This is a genomic window from Clostridium sp. AM22-11AC, assembly GCF_003473545.1.
Lineage (GTDB): Bacteria > Bacillota > Clostridia > Lachnospirales > Lachnospiraceae > Enterocloster.
In genome coordinates this window covers 57,214-78,198 of sequence record NZ_QUCM01000014.1, presented here as the reverse complement: position 1 = coordinate 78,198, position 20,985 = coordinate 57,214, and the positions used below count along the sequence as shown (strand labels likewise).

The following is a 20,985-nucleotide window of genomic DNA, read 5'->3' as shown; positions in this document are numbered from 1 at the left end:
TTCTACGAACAGGGAAATTTCACTGTCCGCACGCTGCCTCCGTCCTCTCTCTCCTGGGTGAACAGCTGTCCACCGCAGTCCAATACCATTTTTTTCGCCATAAGGAACGGAATATCGATCTGCCCTTTTTCCCTTCCATTGATCTGAAGGCACAACTGACGGTCATCTAAAACATTTCCGCTTCCCTCATGTTCAAAATCTACTACGATCTCTCCTGCCTGGTCATCATAATGACTATCTACCTGGATCTTTCCTTTTTCCTTTGCATTGTCAAAGGCACTGAACAGAAGGTTAAAAAAGATCTGCTGGATATCCGCATTTTCCGCCCGTACTAATGGCAGATCTGCATCCATTTTTGTTTCAATACTCAGTTTCTTCTTTGTCCTCTGTGTATACAACGCAGAAACACAGTTTTTCAGCACCTCATTTACATCGATCTGACCATAGGTATTTTCCTGGGTCAGGTTGGAAAATGAAAGCATCCGGTTATTGATCTGCAGGATATGATTTACTTCTTCTTTTATATAGGTAAGAAGTTCTTTTGAGTCCTTGTTATCTCCCACTGCATCGGTCAAAAGGCTGGCACATCCTTCAATGTTCATCAGAGGGGTACGCATTTCCTTTGCTGTCTCAAAATTAATATTGCCTGCCATACGGAAATTCTGCCTCTGGGTCGCTCGTCTTTTATTGATGAAATCATGGGTAATGTCTGTTGCCACCACTACAACACAGCCTACTCTTCCCTTGCTGCTTCGCAAAGGTGTCAGTATAAATTTGTAAATAGAAAAGCCAAATTCATTTTCCGTTCCGTTTACGATCATACGTGGAAGAACGATCTTTTCTTTCTGGGAAAGGACCTGCTTCACTGCTTTGATGAGGGATAACATTTCTCCGGAAGGTGTCTGGCTTAAGTTATTTCCAAAAAGAGCCTTTGCCTCATCATTGGCAGAAACAATGTTATTATCCTCATCTACTACAGCAATACAGCCTTCCGAGCTTTCCAGGATACTGTTTAAATAGTTTTTCTCCTGGATCAGTTCATTTTCCAGAAGCACTCTCTGCTGGCCTACGGCACTGTACAGCTCGTACCATTTTACATCTCTTGCATCAAAGGGCTTATCCTTCCTGCAATGCAGAAAGAAAACGCAGTTTCCCTTGTCTGTCTGACGAATAGAGTAGATCAGGAAATTCCATTCTTTATAGGTATAAGTCATAGATTTGTTATGGATCAGGCTGTCCCATTCCACACAATTTCTTACAAACTCCAAAGGAACATCATTGCCGATCCCATGAATATCATTATAATTATCCAGATATACCCGCCCGCCGGGAGATAGGAGCATAATGCCGTACCAGTCACTGGCCAGCAGATCCGCGATCCCGTTTTCCTGATAGCGAAGGATTGTTTTTTCAGAATTACAGCTTTCGTCGTTTTTTATAAGCATAGCAGTGTTCTCCTTTATATCTGTATGATAATTTATAAAGATAATTCCCAATTTTTTACTATTATTATCCTATCGTAAAGGATTTTTCCTGTCAACTTTTACAGACACAGCTTTGTTTTCTGTTATAACTGTAAACACAGGGACTGTTCTGAAACAGCACAGTCCCTGACATTTTGATGTTCTCCGAAAGAACATTATAATTTATTTCGCTGCACCCTGGCTGCGCAGTGCTTCTACCTGTTCTTTTGTATAACCAACTTCTCCCAGAACGGCTTCTGTATCACGGCCGATCTCTCCTGTCTTTTCATACTTGCTCTTGGTATCGTAAGCAGAAAATTCAATCGGAACAGTCGGCATAGCAACCTTCTTTCCGCTTGGGAACTCTACATCCTGTACGAATTCGTTTGCAATAGCCTGCTCATCTGTAGCCAGATCCTTTAAGTGACCGATCTTTCCTACTACAATGTTTAATCCTGCGATCAGATCCACCCATTCATCTCTGGTCTTTGTCTTAAAATATCCACGCAGGATCGGCATAAATTCATCCAGATGCTGCTGTACAGCAGAAATGGTGTTAAATCTTTCATCATCTAACATATCATCCCGGCCAAACAGGTGGAAGATCTTGCGATATGCGTCTGCGTAATCTACAACACCGATCATCAGCCATTCACCGTCAGAGCACTCATACTGCCAGCCAAAGGGGTTAGCAGGATGATCCTTGTCTTTCGGGAATTTATTGCCATACTGGGTAGAAACAACCGCTGCATTGTTGTACCAGATGGAGCTGCCCATTAAGGAAGAAGATACCAGAGTACCCTGTCCCGTTTCTCTCTTGGAGATCAGAGCTGCCAGGGTTCCTGCACACAGGATAGAACCTACCATGGCATCACCGGCACCTGTTGGAGCTAAGAATGGGAAGTTTCCTTCAGTTCCCCAGTCCATCATGGATCCGGAGCGTGCCCAGAATGCAACCGAGTCAAAACCAGGCTTTGCAGCATCCGGTCCCTTGTATCCATATCCGGTAAAGTGTACATAGATCAATCCCGGATACAGTTTCTTCATAGAGTCATAGTCAAATCCCAGTTTGGTCAGAGCGCCCATACGCATATTGGTGGCAAAGATCTCTGCTGAACCGATCAGCTTGATCAGTGCTTCTTTTCCATCTGGATCCTTTAAGTTTAATGCTACAAACTTTTTATTAGCATTTGGGACCATGAAAAATGGATTTTCTTCATCTGTAATCGGGCATTTCTGATTGCGTCCTACAATTCTCCATGCGTCACCTTTTACATTTTCAACCTTAATTACTTCTGCGCCCCAGTCTGCCAGCATTCTTGTAACGCTGGGTACTGCAAAATGAGTACCCAGTTCTACTACTTTCAGGCCCTGTAAGGGCAGTTTACGTTCTTCAGCCATAATCATTCACCTCTTAAAAGTCATGTGGTCACTACTGTGGAATTACATAACCCATTTCTTCGATCTGCTTCTTGCTACTGATATTAGACATAAAGTATAACAGTGCTACTACTACCATTAATACTGCAAAGATGATCCATGCCATACGGTAGGTACCAGTTACGTCAAATACAAATGCTGCGATGGTCGGTCCAATGATCTGTCCAACGTTTCCTGCCATGTTCATCCAGCCGTTCATAACGCTGAATTCCTTATCACCAAAGTTATGTACTGTGATCAGTGCAGGGATAACAGAAGGAACAGCACCACCGATCATGTAGAATAAAGTCATACCCTTTGTAAAGCCCATGTTGGTTGCTGCCAGTGCCATGCAGATAAATACGCCTGCGTAGAACAATGGAGCCAGTACAGCAGTTCTCTTAATATGAAGAACATCAGAGAATACACCTAATAAGAACTTACCTAAGATCATGGTTCCTAAAGCACCGGAGTAAACTAATGCTGCGGAGGCCTTGTCACCTGTTAAGTCTGTGAAGTAAGCTACACACTGTGAGTTAAATGCGGATGCGCCGATCATGGTAACCATAGCTGCCATCCACTGGAACCACCAGCGGCTTGTCTTTAATGCCTGAGTACCTGTGATACCTGTCTTCTGTGTGGAAACACCGCCTGCTTTTGCTACTTCTTCCGGAGAAGGATCGCCTACACGTACTTCAAATCCCTTGTCACTTGGCATACTTACAACCAGGATCAGAGCAATCGGGATCATTAAAGCATTTACACCTGCCATTGCAAGGTAAGCTGTACGCCAGCCGCTGCCTGCGATGATCTTACTGATAAAGTTTACCCATACCAGAGCACCTGCACCACTACCTAACATACCGATAGACATTGCAGTACCTTTTACCTTAGGTCCGAACCAGTTACTGATCATGATACCTACAGGAAGGTTGGTTGCGCCAGCCCATGCAAAGCCCTGGATACCGGACAGTAATAAGAACTGCCACATAGCGGTTGCACGGGACATTCCCAGATAGCACAGGGAAGCCAGGCCTACACAGCCTGTAAGTACATATTTAACAGGATACTTTTTGTAGATCTTTCCAATAAAGGAAGAACCGATGAGCATACAGATGGTAAGCACGGTATTGGTCTGTGTGTAAACCGTTCTTGTTACGCCCAGTTCTTCACAGATCGGGGTATAGAATAAGGAAGTACAGTTTGCTTTAATTACATAACAGATAAACATGGTCATAAATCCGCAGATCAGCATGACCCAGCCATAATAGAAACGGCCATCAACATTAATGATACTCTTTTTCTCCATGGTATCTCTCCTATCTACCTACAAATTCCGGTTTCTTTTTTTCGCAGAATGCTTCAACAGCGATCCTGTAATCTTCTGTCTTGCTGCAGATGAACTGAGCTTCTACTTCTTCCTGCATGCAGGCATTTAATTCTCTCATAGTGCAGCTGTTGATCATTCTCTTGATCTGTGCATAGGCAACTGCAGGTCCCTGGGAATATTTCTTGATATATTTCTTTACCAGATCTTCCAGTTCTTCCTTTGGAGCTGCTGCTGTGATCATTCCCCATTTTGCTGCGTCTGCACCTGTAAAACGGCGTCCACCCATTAACAGGTCTGTGGCTCTTGCACGGCCCACATTCTTTGTAAGCATATGGGTGATACCACAGTCCGGAACGAAACCGATATTTACAAAAGCAAATACCATTTTTGCATCTTCTGCTGCCAGAGCAAAGTCGCAGCAAAGTGCCATGCTCATACCGGCTCCTGCAGCAGCGCCCTCGATCCAGGCAATGGTTGGCTTGTTGATGGTACGAAGACGCATCATGAATTCACCGCCTGCACGGATGCCTTCTTTTGTGGTATTGATGCCTTTATCCAGACGTTCCTTCATGCCTTTTACATTTCCGCCTGCTGAGAAGTTACCGCCGGCACCGCGAAGTACGATCACGCGGACTGTATCATCTTCCTCACACAGAGTCAGAGCGTCTACCAGATGATCCATAGTGGATACAGTTACCGGGTTCATGTTTGCCGGATTGTTTAATAAGATAGTAGCTACATTGTCTTCTCTTTCCAGAAGCACGTCTTCATATTCTTTCCAAAGCATCGTAATTCCCCCTTATTTTCAATCATTCTATCTGCTTTCTTAGTTTCTCTTTTTAGGCACTAAGGTTCCACCAATGATCATTCTCTGAATTTCGTTGGTTCCCTCAAACAGTGAGAAGATCCTTGCGTCTCTTAACAGTTTTTCTACCGGATATTCTCTGCTATAACCATAACCACCAAAAATCTGCAGTGCCTGATTTGCAACATCAAATACCATTTCAGATACACAGGTTTTTGTTACAGAACCTAACATTCCATCATAAATGCCTTTGTCGATCAGCTGTGCATTGTAGAAGAGCTGTGCTCTTGCTGTCTGAAGTCTGATCTCCATATCAGCCAGTTTAAACTTTATCGCCTGGCGGCTTGCAATTGGCTTTCCAAAAGTAACTCTCTGCTGTGCGTAGTCAACTGCCAGATCCAGTGCTCTCTGGGCTACACCTAAAGCAGATGCCATACCGGTAGGACGGGTTCTTGCAAGAAGTTTCTGGCTGATGGCAAATCCCTTGTTTTCTTCTCCGATCAGGTTTGTTGCAGGAATTCTTACATCCTGGAAAATAACATCTGTTGTGTTGGAAGTACGGATACCTAACTTGTCTTCTTCTTTTCCTACGCTGACACCTGGAGTATTGCGGTCAACAATGAAAAGGGAAATACCTGCGCTTCCAAGCTCCGGTGAAGTGGATGCTGCAACTGTGTAGATATCAGCAATACCACCGTTTGTGATAAAGCACTTGGTTCCGTTTAATACATACTCGTCACCGTCTTTTACTGCACGGCATTTTGTGTTACCCATATCAGAACCGGACTGTGGCTCGGTAAGGCACATAGCGGAGATCTGTCCCTCTGCCAGTCTTGCGCCGTATGCTTTCTTCTGCTCTTCTGTTCCTGCTAACAGGACCGGTTTGATACCAAAGGTAGATGCTGCAAAGGATGATGCAAAGCCTGCGTCTACATAGCCGATGGCTTCACGGATCAGACAGGTAGTAACTGCATCTAAGCCCAGGCCGCCGTACTCTTCCGGTACATCCATTGCAAAAAGTCCAAGTTCTCCCAGTTTCTTATGAAACTCCAGTGGATACTCTCCCTTAGCCTCGTACTCAGATACGTGTGGCAGATACTCCTTCATCAGAAAATCTTTTACCAGCTTCACCATATCTCTCTGGTCTTCTGTCATAAGTTGGTATTCACTCATACTTGTTCTCTCCTTTCTTTTTTCGCAGATCCCTGTATCGTCTTTTTATTAACGAGTCTCTACTGCGAAACCTCACTTTTATATAGAGCAATATCCGTGCCAACTTTGATATTTTTTCAGCAGACTTTTTTCTTTTTCTCTCCTGCTTTTTAAAATGTGCTGTTCTTTCCTTATTAATAATGCACTCTTTTTGCCAAACATATCTTGTCTATTTTATCACATTTTGCACATCATCTTTCCAGAATTTGTTATTTTTTTGTTAATCCGGCATGTTCTTTCCGCTTTTTCTTTCCATGACCGGCAAAAAATTGCCGGTTTTTTTAGGGAAATCTGAAAAAATCACCGATTTTTCGTAGTTAATTTTTTGGCATAAAACTTGCTGTTTATTAAGGTGAACATCATTTATGTGAAAAGGAGCTGTGATTTATGAATATTCTCGTATGTGTAAAACAGGTTCCGGATACAACGGAAATAAAGATTGATCCGGTAACGAATACTCTGATCCGTAATGGAGTACCCAGCATCGTAAATCCTTTTGATGGCTATGCCTTAGAGGCAGCAGCCCGTATTAAAGACAAACATCCTGATACCAGGATCATCGTTTTAAGCATGGGACCGGAACAGGCTAAAAATGCATTAAAAGAATGCTTAGGAATTGCCGCAGACAAGGCATACCTCATCAGCGGACGCGCTTTTGGCGGTTCTGATACACTGGCAACCAGTTATATCCTTTCCTGCGCTATTAAAAAAGTAGCAGAACTGGAAGGCGGATTTGACGCTATCTTCTGTGGCAAACAGGCGATCGACGGCGATACCGCTCAGGTTGGACCGGAAATTGCAGAACATCTTGGACTGCCTCAGGTTACATATGCTCTGGAAGCAGAACTTACAGATGACGGACTTACGATCTTAAAGGAATGTGAAGACGCAAATCAGAAGATCGCTGTTTCTCTTCCATGTCTGGTTACTTTCACCAAACCAAGTTTTGATCCACGTTATCCTACCATCAAGCGGAAACTTGCTGCCAACCGTGCGGAAATTCCTGTTTTAGGAGAAGACGCATTCCCTGATATTGACAAGACCCGCATTGGTTTAAAAGGATCTCCTACTCATGTAAAGAAATCCTTTGTTCCGCCTCGCAAACAGGGCGGCGTTATGATCAAAGAAGAGTCAAATACGGCTTCTGCACAGAAACTTGTGGCAATGCTCAGTGAAGCCCACTTGATTTAATGAAGGAGGACACACAAATGGAAGCAAAGACAAAAGATCTTTGGGTATTTATTGAGACAGAGGAGGACGGAAGTCCTAAGAAAGTTGGTCTGGAGCTGTTAAATCCAGGTCGTCGTCTGGCTGACAAACAGGGAGGAAAACTGGTTGCTGTTGTGATCGGTGACAATATTGCTGCTTCTGTGGAAGCTGCCGGAAGCCATGGTGCTGATCAGGTGATCGCTGTAGAAGGACCGGAATACAAGTCCTATTCTACCGACGCTTATGCAAATGCGCTCTGCCATATGGTTGAAAAATACGGTCCGTCTACTCTTATGATCGGTGCAACTCCTAACGGCCGTGATATGGGTCCCCGTGTTTCCTGCCGTTTAAATACAGGACTGACTGCTGACTGTACTGCCCTTGACATTGACGAAGAAAGCGGAAATGTTGCATGGACCCGTCCTGCATTCGGCGGCAACCTGATGGCTACTATCATGTGTCCGGATCACCGTCCACAGATCGGTACCATCCGCCCAGGCGTATTTAAAAAAGCAGATGTAACAGAAAATAAGGCAGAAGTGATCCGTGAAGATTATCACGTAGATACTGCTGATATCCGTACAAAGATCCTTGAGACCATCCGTGAAGCTGCTTCTGAGGCAGTGGATTTAGAAGGTGCAGAAGTGATCGTATCCGGCGGCCGTGGTGTTGGCGGTCCGGATGGATTTAAAGTCTTAGAGGAACTGGCAAATGTTTTAGGCGGCACTGTAGGCGCTTCCCGTGCAGCTGTTGACTCCGGATGGATCGGCCACAGCCACCAGGTAGGACAGACCGGTAAGACGGTTGCTCCTAAGCTTTATATTGCCTGCGGTATTTCCGGTGCGATCCAGCATGTAGCCGGAATGAGCGGTTCTGACACCATTATCGCCATCAACAAAGATCCGGAAGCTCCTATTTTCGGCATTGCTGATTACGGTATTACAGGTGACTTGTTTGAAGTTGTTCCTGCTCTTACTGCAGAGATCAAAAAATTAAAAGAACAGTAAAACGCCCTCTCATCTCTTTTCCCCTGGGATTTTTGGGGGAAAAGAGATTTTTTATGGTCTGTATTGTTACTTTTTTAACATTTATAAAATCTATGGCGCTATGCGTCTGAAAGGAGTACAAAAATGTCCAGCGGTATTGTAGGTCTTCTTATCCTGCTTCTTTGTATCGTACTTTTTATTACAGAATGGCTGCCTTCCGTTGTTACAGGCGCTCTCGGCTGTCTTCTCATGGTTCTTTTCCATGTATGCGAATTGTCCAACGCCTTTTCCGGCTTCGCCAGTTCCATCATCTATCTTCTCTTTGGTGCCATGATCGTAGGCAATGCCATGTTTGAGACAGGAGCTGCTGCCCTGATTGGCAGACAGGTTATCCGGCTTTCCAGAGATAATGAACGTCTTTTCCTTTTTATCTCCGGTCTTACAGCCGGCTGTCTTTCCATGTTTTTAGCCAACACAGCTACCATTGCTGCTTTTCTGCCCATTGTAGAAAGTGTATGCTCCAATTCCAGCAATATGAAGCGGAAAAATCTGACCATGAATATTGCCATCTGTGCCATGATCGGTGGTTCCAGCACCCTGATCGGCTGTACTCCCCAGCTGACCGCCAATGCACTGCTTGAACAGACTACCGGCCTTCATATGAGCATGTTTACCATGTTTGGTCCTGGTTTCTGCATGCTTTTACTGTATCTGGCCGGCACCCAGTTATTCGGCTACAACCTTGGTAAAAAGATATGGAGTGATCGTCCGGAAGAAGCTATGGAACTGGAAAATACCAACCGGAAGATCATTTCCGGTGATGGGAATACCGATCATAAAAAGATCACCATCATGTTTGTTATCCTGGGGCTGATGATCTTATTTTATGTAACAGAATGGCTTTCCACTGCTATGACCGCCATGTGCGCAGCCATGCTGTGTATCCTTACAGGCTGTACCAACACAAAAAGCATCCGCAAAAACATGGACTGGGATACTATCCTGTTCCTTGCCTTCTGTTTAGGTCTTGCTGACGCTTTAAACACCGGTGGATCCGGAAAGATCCTGGCAGATGTTGCAAGCAGCTTCCTTGGCAGCTGTACTTCCCCAATGATCGTGTACGGCATCCTCTGCTTCCTCACACTGATCTTAAGCAACTTTATCACCAACTCTACGGCGATCCTGATCGTACTTCCCATTGGTTTCTCCATTGGAACTGCCATGGGCTTAAATCCTATGACTGTCTGCCTGGGTATCTACTTTGCAGCAAGTCTTGCCTGCTCCACTCCTCTGGCAGCAGCACAGATCAGTATGACGCTGGTAGCCGGATATAAATTTTCCGATTATTTAAAATACACTCTGCCCCATGCACTGATCCAGTTTTTATGTATCTGGTTTTTAATCCCCTTATTCTTCCCGCTGGTATAAATAAAAGAGACCACCTGAAAAAGCTTTTAAACCTCTTTCAGGTGATCTCTTTTTTAATACTATTTCTTGCTATTTCATTTTTATCTGGTCATGATCCAGCTATTAATCCAACATACTGCGGATCGTCACCGGTGTACGGTAATTCCATGTAGATGTCTTAATACCGCTTCTGCGGCTGGCTGCATGTACGATACGGCCATTTCCAATGTAAATCGCTACATGGTTTACTTTTCCGTTGCTTCCTGCATAGAAGATCAGATCTCCCGGTTTCATAGTAGCGGAGGTGACTTTCTTACCCATCTGTGCCTGGGAGCCGGAATAATGTGGAAGGGATACACCAAATTTCTCCATAACCCTCATAGTAAATCCGGAGCAGTCAACACCATTGGTCAGACTGGTTCCGCCCCATACATAGCGGTTTCCTACAAACTGAAGAGCGTAGTTTACAAGCTGTGAACGGCGGGACTGCTTGGTACTGGAGCCGGAGCCGTCAGATGAAGCACCGGAACTGCTATCCTTGGCCGGTGTAAATTTAATGGCTTCATTTAAAGCATAACGTACTTCTACGTTATTGTCGCGGGTTGAAATATATGCTTTTTCATCTCCGTCCTGGCTGCCATCCTCTGTATCCACAGAACCTAAGTCGATCTGTACCCAGCCATCCTGCTGGTCTACTACCGGGTAACGCTCATCTTTGACGATCTGTGTCCAGATCTTGGAGTCAGTATTAGGTTCCACACGGACGTTTAATACATCCGTTGTGATAATAGCCATCTGGGTAGCATTTTGCATTGCCAGATCTTTTGCTTCCTGTCCTGTTGCGATCAGTTCCGGATCTGCTGCAATATAACCGGTTACTGTGCCGGACTTGATCTTGTACCAGCCATCTAACGTCTCAATAATATCACCGGCCGCCTTACTGGTCAGCTTACCAATTACATTGTCATCACCTTTATTTTCCGGAGTGCTGCGCACATTCATATAGCCGCTCTTTTTAAAGATGACCAGATTATCATACTGGTTAATGGCCTGTGCTTTCAGATCCAGTTTACGTCCCTCATTTAAGGCATATTTTACTTCACAGTAATCAGCGGAAATATAACCACTGTTGATCTCTACCCAGCCATCTGCTTCAGAAAGTACTTCATAACGCTCTGCAGGAAGTGCCTGTCCTACGATCTCTGCATCCTTGCTTGGGCCGCTTCGGATATTCAGATTGTCATTTTCTGTCATGATAATGGCACGTTTCTTCACAAGACTTTTTGCCAGTTCTTTTGCTTCCTCTCCTGTTACCAGGTATTGGCTGCTGATATAGCCTTCAATACCGCCGGAAGTGATATGGCTCCATTCGCCCTCTTCTCCTAAAACCTCACAGGCTCCGTCTCCTGAAACTTTTCCGATAATATTTCCCTTCATATCCGGAGTTTCACGGATATTTACATAACCGGATACCTGAACGATCCCTAAATTCTGGTATGCGTCAATGGCGCTCTGGATCTCCTGTTCTTCTTTTGCCTTCTCTTCTTCCTCTCTTGCTGCATTGGAAGCGCTGGCTGCCTCAAGACCCGTTCCAGGCTCCTCGATCACATTATCACTTTTTCTCGCTGCCTTGCCTGAAACCGCCGACTTTACATTTACCGCCGCTAATACTCCAAGACCAATGAGCAGTACAACGACAATGGCTAAAAGCAGGTAACGGGGATCCCATTTCTGGTTTCTCTTTTTTCTCGCCTTATTCAGGTGAGATACGTAATCCTTATTTTCATTCATTGTTTTGTTTCTCCTGTTATTACTAGAGCATCTGCAGGACCTGCCTGCGGCAGTTTCTTACAGATGCACGGCAATTTATAGACACGCCTCCTGGCGCACTATATGTAAGTATATCATATATTTCGCTGCAAAAAGTGAACAAAGTATTAAAAATGTTAAAAATTATTGACATACATAGAAAAAAAGATTGCCCGAAAGGGCTATATACCATAGTATACATTCCCCTCCGGGCATTGGATCACATTTTTTATTTTGCCAGCATCATACGGTCATTGGAGAATTCTTCTCCGCTTGCTTCAGAGAATTTTGCTAACAGATCTTCTACTGTCAGTTTCTTTTTCTCTTCTCCTTCCACATCATAAATAATGTGGCCGCTGTTCATCATGATCAGACGGTTTCCGATCTGGATGGCATCTTTCATATTGTGGGTAACCATTAAAGCTGTCAGGTGCTGCTCGTTGACCATTTCCTCTGTCAGTTCCAGAACCTTTCTTGCAGTCTTCGGGTCAAGAGCTGCCGTATGCTCATCTAATAAAAGCAGTTTCGGACGCTTTAAAATAGACATAAGCAGTGTCAGAGCCTGTCTCTGTCCGCCGGAGAGAAGTCCCACTTTGGAAGTCAGACGGTCTTCCAGTCCCAGTCCCAGTCTTAACAGCAGATCTCTGTAAAGCTTTCTTTCACTATTATTGATACCCGGTTTTAAGGTACGAAGAGTTCCTCTTCTTAAAGCCAGAGCCAGATTTTCCTCAATCCCCATCGTAGCGGCAGTTCCGTTCATAGGATCCTGGAATACACGGCCTAAGAAAGCGGCTCTCTTATATTCCGGAAGTTTGGTCACATCTTTATCATCAATGATGATCTGGCCTTCGTCTACCGGCCACACACCTGCAATAGCGTTTAACATAGTAGACTTGCCGGCACCATTACCGCCGATAATGGTAACGAAATCTCCCTCTTTCAGTGTAAGGTTTAAGTCCCTTAACGCCTGTTTTTCATTTACTGTGCCTTTATTAAAGGTTTTTGATACATGTTTGATCTGAAGCATCAGGCTTTACCTCCTTTAGAACCCATTGAAAAATAACGTGCCTTCCATGTTGGGATTGCCAGGAAGATGGCTACTACTGCTGCAGACAGCAGCTTTAACAGGTCTGTATCGATTCCCAGCCAGATGACTATCTGAAGAACCAGATAATAAATAATGGAACCGAAAGCAACACTTAAAAGGCGTAAGCCAAAGTTTCTGAAGATCTTTCCGAAAATTGCTTCTCCGATGATAACAGCAGCCAGACCGATAACGATAGCGCCACGGCCCATATTGATATCAGCAAAGCCCTGATACTGGGAAAGAAGAGCTCCGGAAAGAGCTACCATACCGTTAGAGATCATCAGACCCAGAACACGGTTAAAGTCGGTGTTAATACCCTGGGCTCTTGCCATCTTGTCATTGCAGCCGGTTGCACGGATGGAGCAGCCAAGCTCGGTGCCGAAGAACCAGTAAAGGATAACGATCAGCACAACGATGATCAGGGATACTAAAAGGATGGTATTTTTAAAGAGAGGCACATTGCGGATAAAACGTAAAGAAACAAGGAGGCTGTACTTGTCTACGTTGATCGCCTGGTTTGCCTTTCCCATTATTTTCAGGTTAATAGAATACAGGCCTAACTGTGTAAGAATACCGGAAAGGATAGCCGGGATACCCATAAAAGTATGTAAAAGTCCGGTGACGCAGCCTGCCACCATTCCTGCAAGGAGTGCTGCAAACATGGCCACCCATACATTCTGTCCGTTTAACATCATCATAATGCAGACTGCACCGCCGATACATAAAGAACCGTCTACGGTCAGATCCGCAAAATCCAGTATACGAAATGTGATATAAACACCAATGGCCATGATGCCCCAGATCAGGCCCTGTGCCACTGCTCCAGGAAGAGCATTTAATAAACTCATTATATTCATTGTTTTCCCCTTTAGAACAGCATACAGCGGGAGGCCCATTTGCCTTCCCGCTGTGTCTGCCATGAAAGTTTTTTTACATTAAAAGTTTCTTTGCAAACTTAGTTTTTCTTATTATTCCTCGATTGCTACATAATCATCTGGAACTGTGATCTCCAGTGCATCGCAGATGGTCTTGTTGTACTTCTTTGTAAACTGAGGTGCATATTCGATCGGCATTTCAGAAACATTTGCTTCTCCTGTAAGGATCTTAACTGCCATCTTACCGGTTGCAACGCCCAGGTCATAGTAGCTGATGGAAAGAGTTGCAACACCACAGCCGGAGCAGATGCCCTCTTCTCCTGCGATTACAGGAACCTTTGCAGGCTGGCAGATGTTATTAACGATCTCTGTGTTTGCTGCTACTGTATTATCAGTTGGAACATAGATCACATCGCTGTTGGTTGCTGCATTGGTGGTAATGGTTGCAAGGTCGTTGGAGTCAGAGAATGCGTAGTATTCGCAGGTATATCCCATCTCTTCCAGAGCTGCCTTTACAGTATCTACCTGATACTGGGAGTTAGCTTCTGCAGAGCAGTATAACAGGCCAACGTTCTTTGCATCCGGGAACAGTTCGTGAAGCATAGCTGCCTGCTCATCCAGTGGTGCCAGGTCAGAAGTACCGGAAATGTTTCCGCCTACCAGACCGTCAAAACCGTCAATGCCAAGTGCTACACCATACTCTGTAACAGCGGTACCTAATACAGGGATCTCATTGGTTCCTGCCTGTGCTGCCTGGAGAGATGGAGTTGCGTTTGCAAGGATCAGGTCTACATGATTGGAAACAAAGCTGTTGATAATGGTAGAACAGGTGTTGGAGTCACCCTGTGCATTCTGCTCATCAAAGGTAACTGCATCGCCCAGTGCATCGGTTAATGCATCCTTAAATCCCTGGGTAGCTGCATCCAGTGCTACGTGCTGTACCAGCTGACAGATACCTACGTTGTAGGTTTTTCCATCGGTGGAAGCTGCTGCATCGCTCTTTGCTTCTTCGGAAGAAGCTGCCTCTGTTGCTGCTTCAGACGCTGCTGCTGTGGTAGCTGTGCTGCCGGAGCCGCCGCATCCGGTCATAGATGCTGCGCAGGCTGCTGCTAATAATACTGACATGATCTTTGTAGATTTTTTCATAATACCGTCCTCTTTTCGATAAAAACTCATTCGTTTTATACGAACTAAGGGTATGATACTACAAAAAAATCCCCACGTCAATTTTATTGCTTTAAATTTCTTAGAATTTAAAGCAATAAAGTGTTTTTCGTCGTTTTTACCAATGGATTTTCCAGTTTTTTCCAGTTATATTCTTGACCGGTCTTTTAAATTTTACAGGTCTTTCCAGTTTAAAGGAATAGTCACTACAAATTCTGTACCTTCATCTAACTGGGAAGTCACACGGATGGTTCCATGATAGAAATTAACAATGTGCTTTACAATGGAAAGTCCCAGTCCGGTACCGCCCTGTTTTCTGCTGCGGCCCTTATCCACCCGGTAGAACCGTTCAAAAATACGGTCCAGACTCTCCTGAGGGATGCCAACACCATTATCACGCACACGGGCAACCATATTGCCGTCTTTTTCCCGGATATTGACCCATACCTGACCGCCTGGCCGGTTGTATTTTACAGCATTGCTCACCAGATTGGAGAGCAGTTCTTTCATCTGCTGCGGATTAGCCTTGATGCTAAGAGGCTGGCAGTCACAGTGTATAAATACCTGTCCAGCTGCTGCTGCAGGTTTTAAACTGTCTATGATCTCTTCAAGGAGCACACTGACTCTCACATCTGATACAACCACTTCCGCATCCTTTGCTTCCAGTCTGGAGATCATCAGGATATCATTAATAAGGCCGGCCATATTGATGGCCTCCCTTTTGATCCTTTTGATAAAGTCCATTTTCATGTTCTCATCCTGAATCATGCCATTTTCTATTAATTCCGCATATCCCTGGATCGATGTGATAGGAGTCTTTAATTCATGGGAAGCGTTGCTGAAAAATTCCTGACGGATCCTTTTTTCCTTGTCGATCCGGGTCAGATATGCTTTTACATTTTTTGACATTTCCATGGTGGTTTCTGCGATCACATTTAACTCCGGATACTGGCACTTTTCAAAATGCAGTTCTGTATAATCCCCTTTGTAATCCCCCTTTACCTTTGACATTTCCGCTGCAATATTGCTTAAAGGCTGTGTTACAGAGTCCACGAAACGTTTGGAAACCACCAGTGCACAGGCAAGAGCCGCCAGGAAGCTGAAAAGAGCCGCCGGAAGGAGCATGGTCAGGTATTCGCTGGCACCGGAATAAGGCACGGAAACACGGATGATCATATCGGCCCGGTTGGATCTGTAGGCCACATATAAAAGATTTCTCTTTAATGTGTGGGAATAACGTTCCGCAAAGCCACTGCCCTTTTTCATTGCCTGGACTACTTCTTTTCTGCTTAAATGATTGTCCAGTTCAGCCGGATCTGCATCTGAGTCAGAAACCACCGTTCCATCTGTACGGATCAAAGTCAGACGGCTGGGATTTCCCGCTGTAAAATTCTCCATCCGCTGCACCTGACCTGCCAGATCTCCCTCATAATCCAGAGTCTGATCCAATATCTCCATGGTGTAAAGCATGTCTTTTTTTGTTGTATCCAGTATCGTATTCCGGCTGGCAATATAAAAGATGACGCTGTTGATACACAGCGCCGCTAAAAGTACAAAGATAAATTTCTCAAGAATGGCTTTTCTCATACTTTTTCCTCTCTCTCCGGTTTTATCCTTCCTGATGCACCAGTCTGTAACCTACACCACGGACTGTCTTAATGCAGGAACTTTCCTTATCTCCCAGTTTCTGACGCAGAGTACGGATGTGCATATCCAGCGTTCTTGTCTCCCCGTCGTATTCATAGCCCCAGACCTGATTTAAAAGTTCGTCTCTTGTGACCACACGGGACTGGTTTTCCATCAGATAGACCAAAAGTTCAAATTCTTTTAAGGTCAGTTCACATAAATGACCTTCACTGGTCACTTCCCTGGTCTTTTTGTTGACTACGATATCTTCAAAAGTAAGGGTATCCTTCTTTTCTTCTCTTTTGGCGCGGCGCAGCAGGCTGCGTATCCTTGCAGAAAGCTCCAGAACACCAAATGGCTTTACCATATAGTCATCAGCGCCGCAGTCAAGACCTACTACTTTGTCCAGCTCTTTCTCTTTGGCAGTTAAAAGCATAATGGGAAGTTCCTGCAGGCCATCTGTCTGGCGGATCTTGCGGATTGCCGTAACCCCATCCATTCCCGGAAGCATCCAGTCAAAAATAGCAAGTGACGGTACTTCTTCTTTGATGCGCTCTAATCCTTCTTCTGCTGTTTCAAAGCCTTCTGCCTCATAACCAAAGCCTTCCAGCGCTATTTTTAAAAGATTGCGTATGTTTTCATCATCTTCGATGATATAAATTTTATCCATGGTGATCCTCGTCCTTCCCTTTTTAACCGCAAAACCGCAGTATGCAGTTATGTTCTTATCATCAGCATACCACAGCTGTGTAAAAACAAAAACAGCCAAATGTAAAATTTGTGTAAAATCTCACATTTGACTGTCAGCCGGGTGGCGCTTCTCCCCCTGCTGCAGGAGAGAACGTTTATTACTCACTTCTAAGTGCATCAATAGGGTTTAAGTTTGCCGCCCGTCTTGCCGGCATATATCCAAAGAACAGGCCAATGGCTACTGACACCCCAAAGGAGATCAGCACTGCCGCCAGTGTAGGGGATGTGGAGATCCCGATCATGGTTCCCACTACTTTTGTGGCTACGCAGCCGATGATGATCCCTACCACGCCGCCTAAAGAACTGGTCACTGCCGCCTCAATGACAAACTGCTGTAAAATAGTTCCCTTGTCAGCTCCCAGTGACTTTCTGATGCCGATCTCTCTGGTACGCTCAGTTACAGATACCAGCATGATATTCATAACACCAACACCTGCAACTAAAAGGGAAATTCCGGCAATACCACCTAGCATACCGCTCATCATGGCGATCTGTTCATTTAAGGAGTCCAGCATCTCACTCATAGCTGTTACTCTGTAAAGGTCACTGTCTTTAAAGGTCTCATACAGGAAATTCTGAATCAGGGTCTTGGCTGTATCTGCATTATCTGTATCTGATACCGTTAATGTATAACTGCTGATATTGGCGCTTCCTGCAAGGCTGGTGGCTACGCTGTAAGGGATCCACACGAAATCATCCGTCCCGCCGTCTTCCATGTTATCCTCATCCTGAGTCTCCACGATACCAACTACTTTAAAGGCATAACCATTTATTTTCAAGGTCTCATTAATGGCCTTTTCTGCACTTCCAAACAGTTCCTGGGCCACATAGGAACCGATCACACATACTTTCTGCCGGGAAGCAATATCAGAATAAGCAATATTTCTTCCGATCTGCAGATCATAATCCTTCATATCCAGGTACTGCTCGCTTCTGCCTGCCACACTGGTAGAGTCCATGGAGTCATCTCCCTTTTTTACAGTAGCTGACAGAGATACATTAGGGCTGATGCCATCAAAAAGATCTCCGTGTTCATCGTAAAATGCATACATCTGATCTGCATCTACAGTACGGGATGTAAGATTGGTCATATTTACATTGATCTGGTTTACACCCATGCTGGCAAAACTTTCCACTACGCTTCCCATATAGCCATTGACCAGACTTACCAGGATAATGACCGCTGCCACACCGATGATGATGCCTAACATAGTCAGGAAAGAGCGCATCTTATTGCCCCATATGCTTTTTATAGCCAGTTTAAAGGATTGCAGCATAATCTTTTACATCTCCGTCAAATATTTTGTGTCCATCTGCAATGCGCACCACCCGTTTTGCCTCCATGGCAATAGAATTATCGTGGGTGATCATTACAATGGTATTTCCTTCTTCGTTTAACTGTTTTAAGAAATTTAAAACCTCACGGCTGGTCTTGGAGTCCAGGGCGCCTGTAGGTTCATCTGCCAGGATCAGGGACGGATCCCCGGCCAGAGCTCTTGCAATAGATACTCGCTGCTGCTGGCCGCCGGATAACTGATTTGGCATATTTTTCCATTTTTCTGCCAGACCTACTTTTTCTAAAGAAGCCATGGCCCGCTGCCTGCGTTCTTCACTTCCCACTCCTGCATAGAGAAGGGGAAGCTCTACATTTTCCAGGAGATTTAACTTTGGAAGAAGGTTGTACTGCTGGAAGATAAAACCGATCATCTTGTTGCGGATCCTTGCAAGCTGTTTATCTTCCATTTTGCTTACATCTTCCCCTCCCAGGTAGTATTCTCCTTTGGTAGGCACATCCAGCGCTCCGATAATATTCATCAATGTGGATTTTCCGCTTCCGGATTTTCCCACAATCGCTACGAACTCACCTTTGTCAATAGCTACGCTTACATCATCATTGGCACGGACCTCTTCGCCGCCAAGATAGTAGATCTTGAAAATGTGGCGAAGATCAATAAGATGGCTGCCTGGTTTATCCAGATCTGTACCATTTGTGCCATCATTCTCAATTTGAGATTTTATCTCATGAGTATTTTTCTCATTCAAGTTGTTTGTTTTATTCTCAGCATCTTTCCGACCTTTCCACAAACGAAACATAAAAACTCCTTTCACACTGCCCTGCTCTCTTGTGGATAACTCTATCTTGGGCCGCCGCCGTTTCCACCACGGTTTCCGCCGTCATTACCGCCACCGCTTGGCGGGCCGCCCATACCGCCTCCGGGGCCGCCCATTCCCGGGCCACCCATAAAGGAATTGGTAGAACCGGTGCTGGATTTAGCCACATAGACTGTATCACCTTCAGAAAGTCCGCTCTTGATCTCCACATAAGAGTCGTTGGTCAGACCTGTTTCTACTTCCACTGCCTTAAAGCCTGCTGGAACCGGTCCCTGCTGCTCTTTTACAGAGTCATCTTTGATATAGACCTGGTTGCCTCTCATCAGGGCATCTACCGGGATGGTAAGAACATCATTTGCTTCTTCCAATGTGATCACACCGTCTACATTCATACCAGGAAGCAGATCTCCTACTTCATCCATGGTTACAGTAACCGGATAGGTGCTGACACCATTAGAGTATGTACTTTCCAGACTGACATTTGTAACTGTTCCTGAGAAGGTCTGGCCCTCAAAGGCATCTGCTGTTACAGTTACATTCTGGCCCACCTTTACACTCTGGATATCCAGTTCATCAATGGACATTTTAAATGTCAGTGCAGACAGGTCATAAATAGTTGCCAGTGTAGTGGTAGAACTGGTATTTTTTGTAATGTTATCTCCTACCTTAAAGTTCTTTGTGATCACCTGTCCGGAGATCGGTGCTGTGATGGTATAATTATCGTAGCTGTCCTGGGTGCTTTCCAACTTGCTCTGGGCAGACTCTACACTTTCCTGGGCCTTGTCTAAAGCATCCTTATAATTGCGCATCAGTTTTTCTGCTGTACGGGAAGTCATACGGAAAATAGGAGTTCCCTTGGTCACATAATCGCCCTCATGGACCAGCAGTTCTTCTACTTCTACGCTTACAGCCAGATCTGCGTTCATAGTAGTATCTGTGGAAGCCTTAAAAGTACCCTCTTCACTGCCTACAAACTCACCGATCTGGGCAGAAGCTACTGTTGAAGTGGTAAGTCCGCCTGGATTATTTACAGTGATCGTCACATATTTTACCAGACGGCCGCCGGAAAGAGTCTCTTCCCTGTTTGCAACTGCCTTAACGGTACCTTCGATCTGCTCCCCGGAATCAACCAGTGTAAGAACAGCTGTGCTGCCTACAGGGATCAGTTCTGTTTCCCCGCTTAAAAATGGAATGCGGATCTCCATCAGATCATCACTGTAGATGTCTGCCAGCTTTGTATTTCCGCTGACTTTATCTCCCACGCTGATATACAGTTCCTTAATATAGCCTGTATCAGTTGCCTTATATGTATTTCCGCTGTAATCCGATGCTGCCTGGTTATAATCATCCAGTGCGTCTGCATAAGAGGTCTGGGACCGGGTAACAGAATTCTGGGCACTGTTTAAGTCTGTATCCATACTGGATCGGTCGATCTCATAAAGGACCTGATCCTTCTCCACCTGGTCACCTTCCTCAAAGTTGGCAGATACTACCTCACCTTCCACCATGGAAGTGATGCTGTAAGTATCCTTTGCCTCCAATGTGCCGGAAGAAGACAGCTGGGAACTGATGCTTCTTTTTTCTACGGTTGCTGTATTTTCTGCTGTTGCAGCTGCCGCTGCTGCCTTAGCCTTATGACTTTTCCATACAAAGATAGCTCTTGCTGCAATGGCGATCACAAGAAGGATGATCACCAGTTTGATCCACTTTTTCTTCTTTTTCATAATATCC

At 44.9% G+C, this 20,985-nt stretch carries 17 protein-coding genes; 3 read left to right on the top strand and 14 right to left on the bottom strand.

What is annotated here, in order from left to right:
• Positions 1-2 precede the first annotated feature (2 nt).
• The 5 genes from DW251_RS12245 to DW251_RS12225 form a co-directional block, all read right to left on the bottom strand.
• A complete protein-coding gene (locus DW251_RS12245; RefSeq protein ID WP_021871339.1) occupies positions 3-1,445 on the bottom strand; it encodes a PAS domain-containing sensor histidine kinase in 1,443 nt (480 codons plus the stop codon).
• A 201-nt stretch (positions 1,446-1,646) separates the two neighbouring features.
• A complete protein-coding gene (locus DW251_RS12240) occupies positions 1,647-2,864 on the bottom strand; it encodes a CoA transferase (RefSeq protein ID WP_182433616.1) in 1,218 nt (405 codons plus the stop codon).
• Between the two features lie 31 nt (positions 2,865-2,895).
• Positions 2,896-4,191, bottom strand: a complete 1,296-nt coding sequence (locus tag DW251_RS12235; protein ID WP_021871337.1) for an MFS transporter — start codon at positions 4,189-4,191, stop codon at positions 2,896-2,898.
• 10 nt (positions 4,192-4,201) lie between these two features.
• Entirely contained in the window at positions 4,202-4,999 is a 798-nt protein-coding gene (locus DW251_RS12230; protein WP_021871336.1) for an enoyl-CoA hydratase-related protein, read from the bottom strand.
• Between the two features lie 39 nt (positions 5,000-5,038).
• Positions 5,039-6,190 carry an acyl-CoA dehydrogenase family protein gene (locus DW251_RS12225; protein WP_021871335.1) on the bottom strand — a complete coding sequence of 384 codons (1,152 nt, stop codon included), beginning with the start codon at positions 6,188-6,190 and terminating at the stop codon, positions 5,039-5,041.
• Between the two features lie 426 nt (positions 6,191-6,616).
• Between DW251_RS12225 and DW251_RS12220 the strand changes: the two genes are divergently transcribed.
• The 3 genes from DW251_RS12220 (at position 6,617) to DW251_RS12210 (ending at position 9,852) form a co-directional block, all read left to right on the top strand.
• Positions 6,617-7,420 (top strand): electron transfer flavoprotein subunit beta/FixA family protein, encoded by an 804-nt coding sequence (locus tag DW251_RS12220; protein ID WP_118301305.1) that lies wholly within the window; start codon positions 6,617-6,619, stop codon positions 7,418-7,420.
• A 17-nt stretch (positions 7,421-7,437) separates the two neighbouring features.
• Positions 7,438-8,445: an electron transfer flavoprotein subunit alpha/FixB family protein gene (locus DW251_RS12215; protein ID WP_118301304.1), complete on the top strand. Its 1,008-nt coding sequence runs from the start codon at positions 7,438-7,440 to the stop codon at positions 8,443-8,445.
• Positions 8,446-8,568: 123 nt separating this feature from the next.
• Positions 8,569-9,852: an SLC13 family permease gene (locus DW251_RS12210; protein WP_118301303.1), complete on the top strand. Its 1,284-nt coding sequence runs from the start codon at positions 8,569-8,571 to the stop codon at positions 9,850-9,852.
• Positions 9,853-9,954: 102 nt separating this feature from the next.
• Here DW251_RS12210 and DW251_RS12205 read toward each other — a convergent pair whose 3' ends face one another.
• The 9 genes from DW251_RS12205 to DW251_RS12165 form a co-directional block, all read right to left on the bottom strand.
• The gene (locus tag DW251_RS12205; RefSeq protein ID WP_021869118.1) at positions 9,955-11,622 is read right to left on the bottom strand and encodes an SH3 domain-containing protein; all 1,668 of its coding nucleotides are present in this window, start codon (positions 11,620-11,622) and stop codon (positions 9,955-9,957) included.
• Positions 11,623-11,869: 247 nt separating this feature from the next.
• A complete protein-coding gene (locus tag DW251_RS12200) occupies positions 11,870-12,667 on the bottom strand; it encodes an ATP-binding cassette domain-containing protein (protein ID WP_118301302.1) in 798 nt (265 codons plus the stop codon).
• On the bottom strand, positions 12,667-13,584 hold the full coding sequence (locus DW251_RS12195) for an ABC transporter permease (protein ID WP_118301301.1): 918 nt from the start codon (positions 13,582-13,584) through the stop codon (positions 12,667-12,669). The genes DW251_RS12200 and DW251_RS12195 overlap by 1 nt, the downstream gene beginning before the upstream one ends.
• 111 nt (positions 13,585-13,695) lie before the next feature.
• Complete coding sequence (locus tag DW251_RS12190; RefSeq protein WP_118301300.1) at positions 13,696-14,748, bottom strand: ABC transporter substrate-binding protein; 1,053 nt, start codon at positions 14,746-14,748, stop codon at positions 13,696-13,698.
• 192 nt (positions 14,749-14,940) lie between these two features.
• A complete protein-coding gene (locus DW251_RS12185; RefSeq protein ID WP_118301299.1) occupies positions 14,941-16,353 on the bottom strand; it encodes an ATP-binding protein in 1,413 nt (470 codons plus the stop codon).
• Between the two features lie 22 nt (positions 16,354-16,375).
• Positions 16,376-17,062 carry a response regulator transcription factor gene (locus DW251_RS12180; RefSeq protein ID WP_021869123.1) on the bottom strand — a complete coding sequence of 229 codons (687 nt, stop codon included), beginning with the start codon at positions 17,060-17,062 and terminating at the stop codon, positions 16,376-16,378.
• Positions 17,063-17,240: 178 nt separating this feature from the next.
• Positions 17,241-18,419: an ABC transporter permease gene (locus DW251_RS12175; RefSeq protein WP_118301298.1), complete on the bottom strand. Its 1,179-nt coding sequence runs from the start codon at positions 18,417-18,419 to the stop codon at positions 17,241-17,243.
• Positions 18,403-19,119, bottom strand: coding sequence for an ABC transporter ATP-binding protein (locus tag DW251_RS12170; RefSeq protein WP_243034946.1), 717 nt, complete (start codon positions 19,117-19,119; stop codon positions 18,403-18,405). Before DW251_RS12170 ends, DW251_RS12175 begins: the two co-directional genes overlap by 17 nt.
• Before the next feature lie 158 nt (positions 19,120-19,277).
• Entirely contained in the window at positions 19,278-20,978 is a 1,701-nt protein-coding gene (locus DW251_RS12165) for an efflux RND transporter periplasmic adaptor subunit (RefSeq protein ID WP_118301297.1), read from the bottom strand.
• Positions 20,979-20,985: the final 7 nt, after the last annotated feature.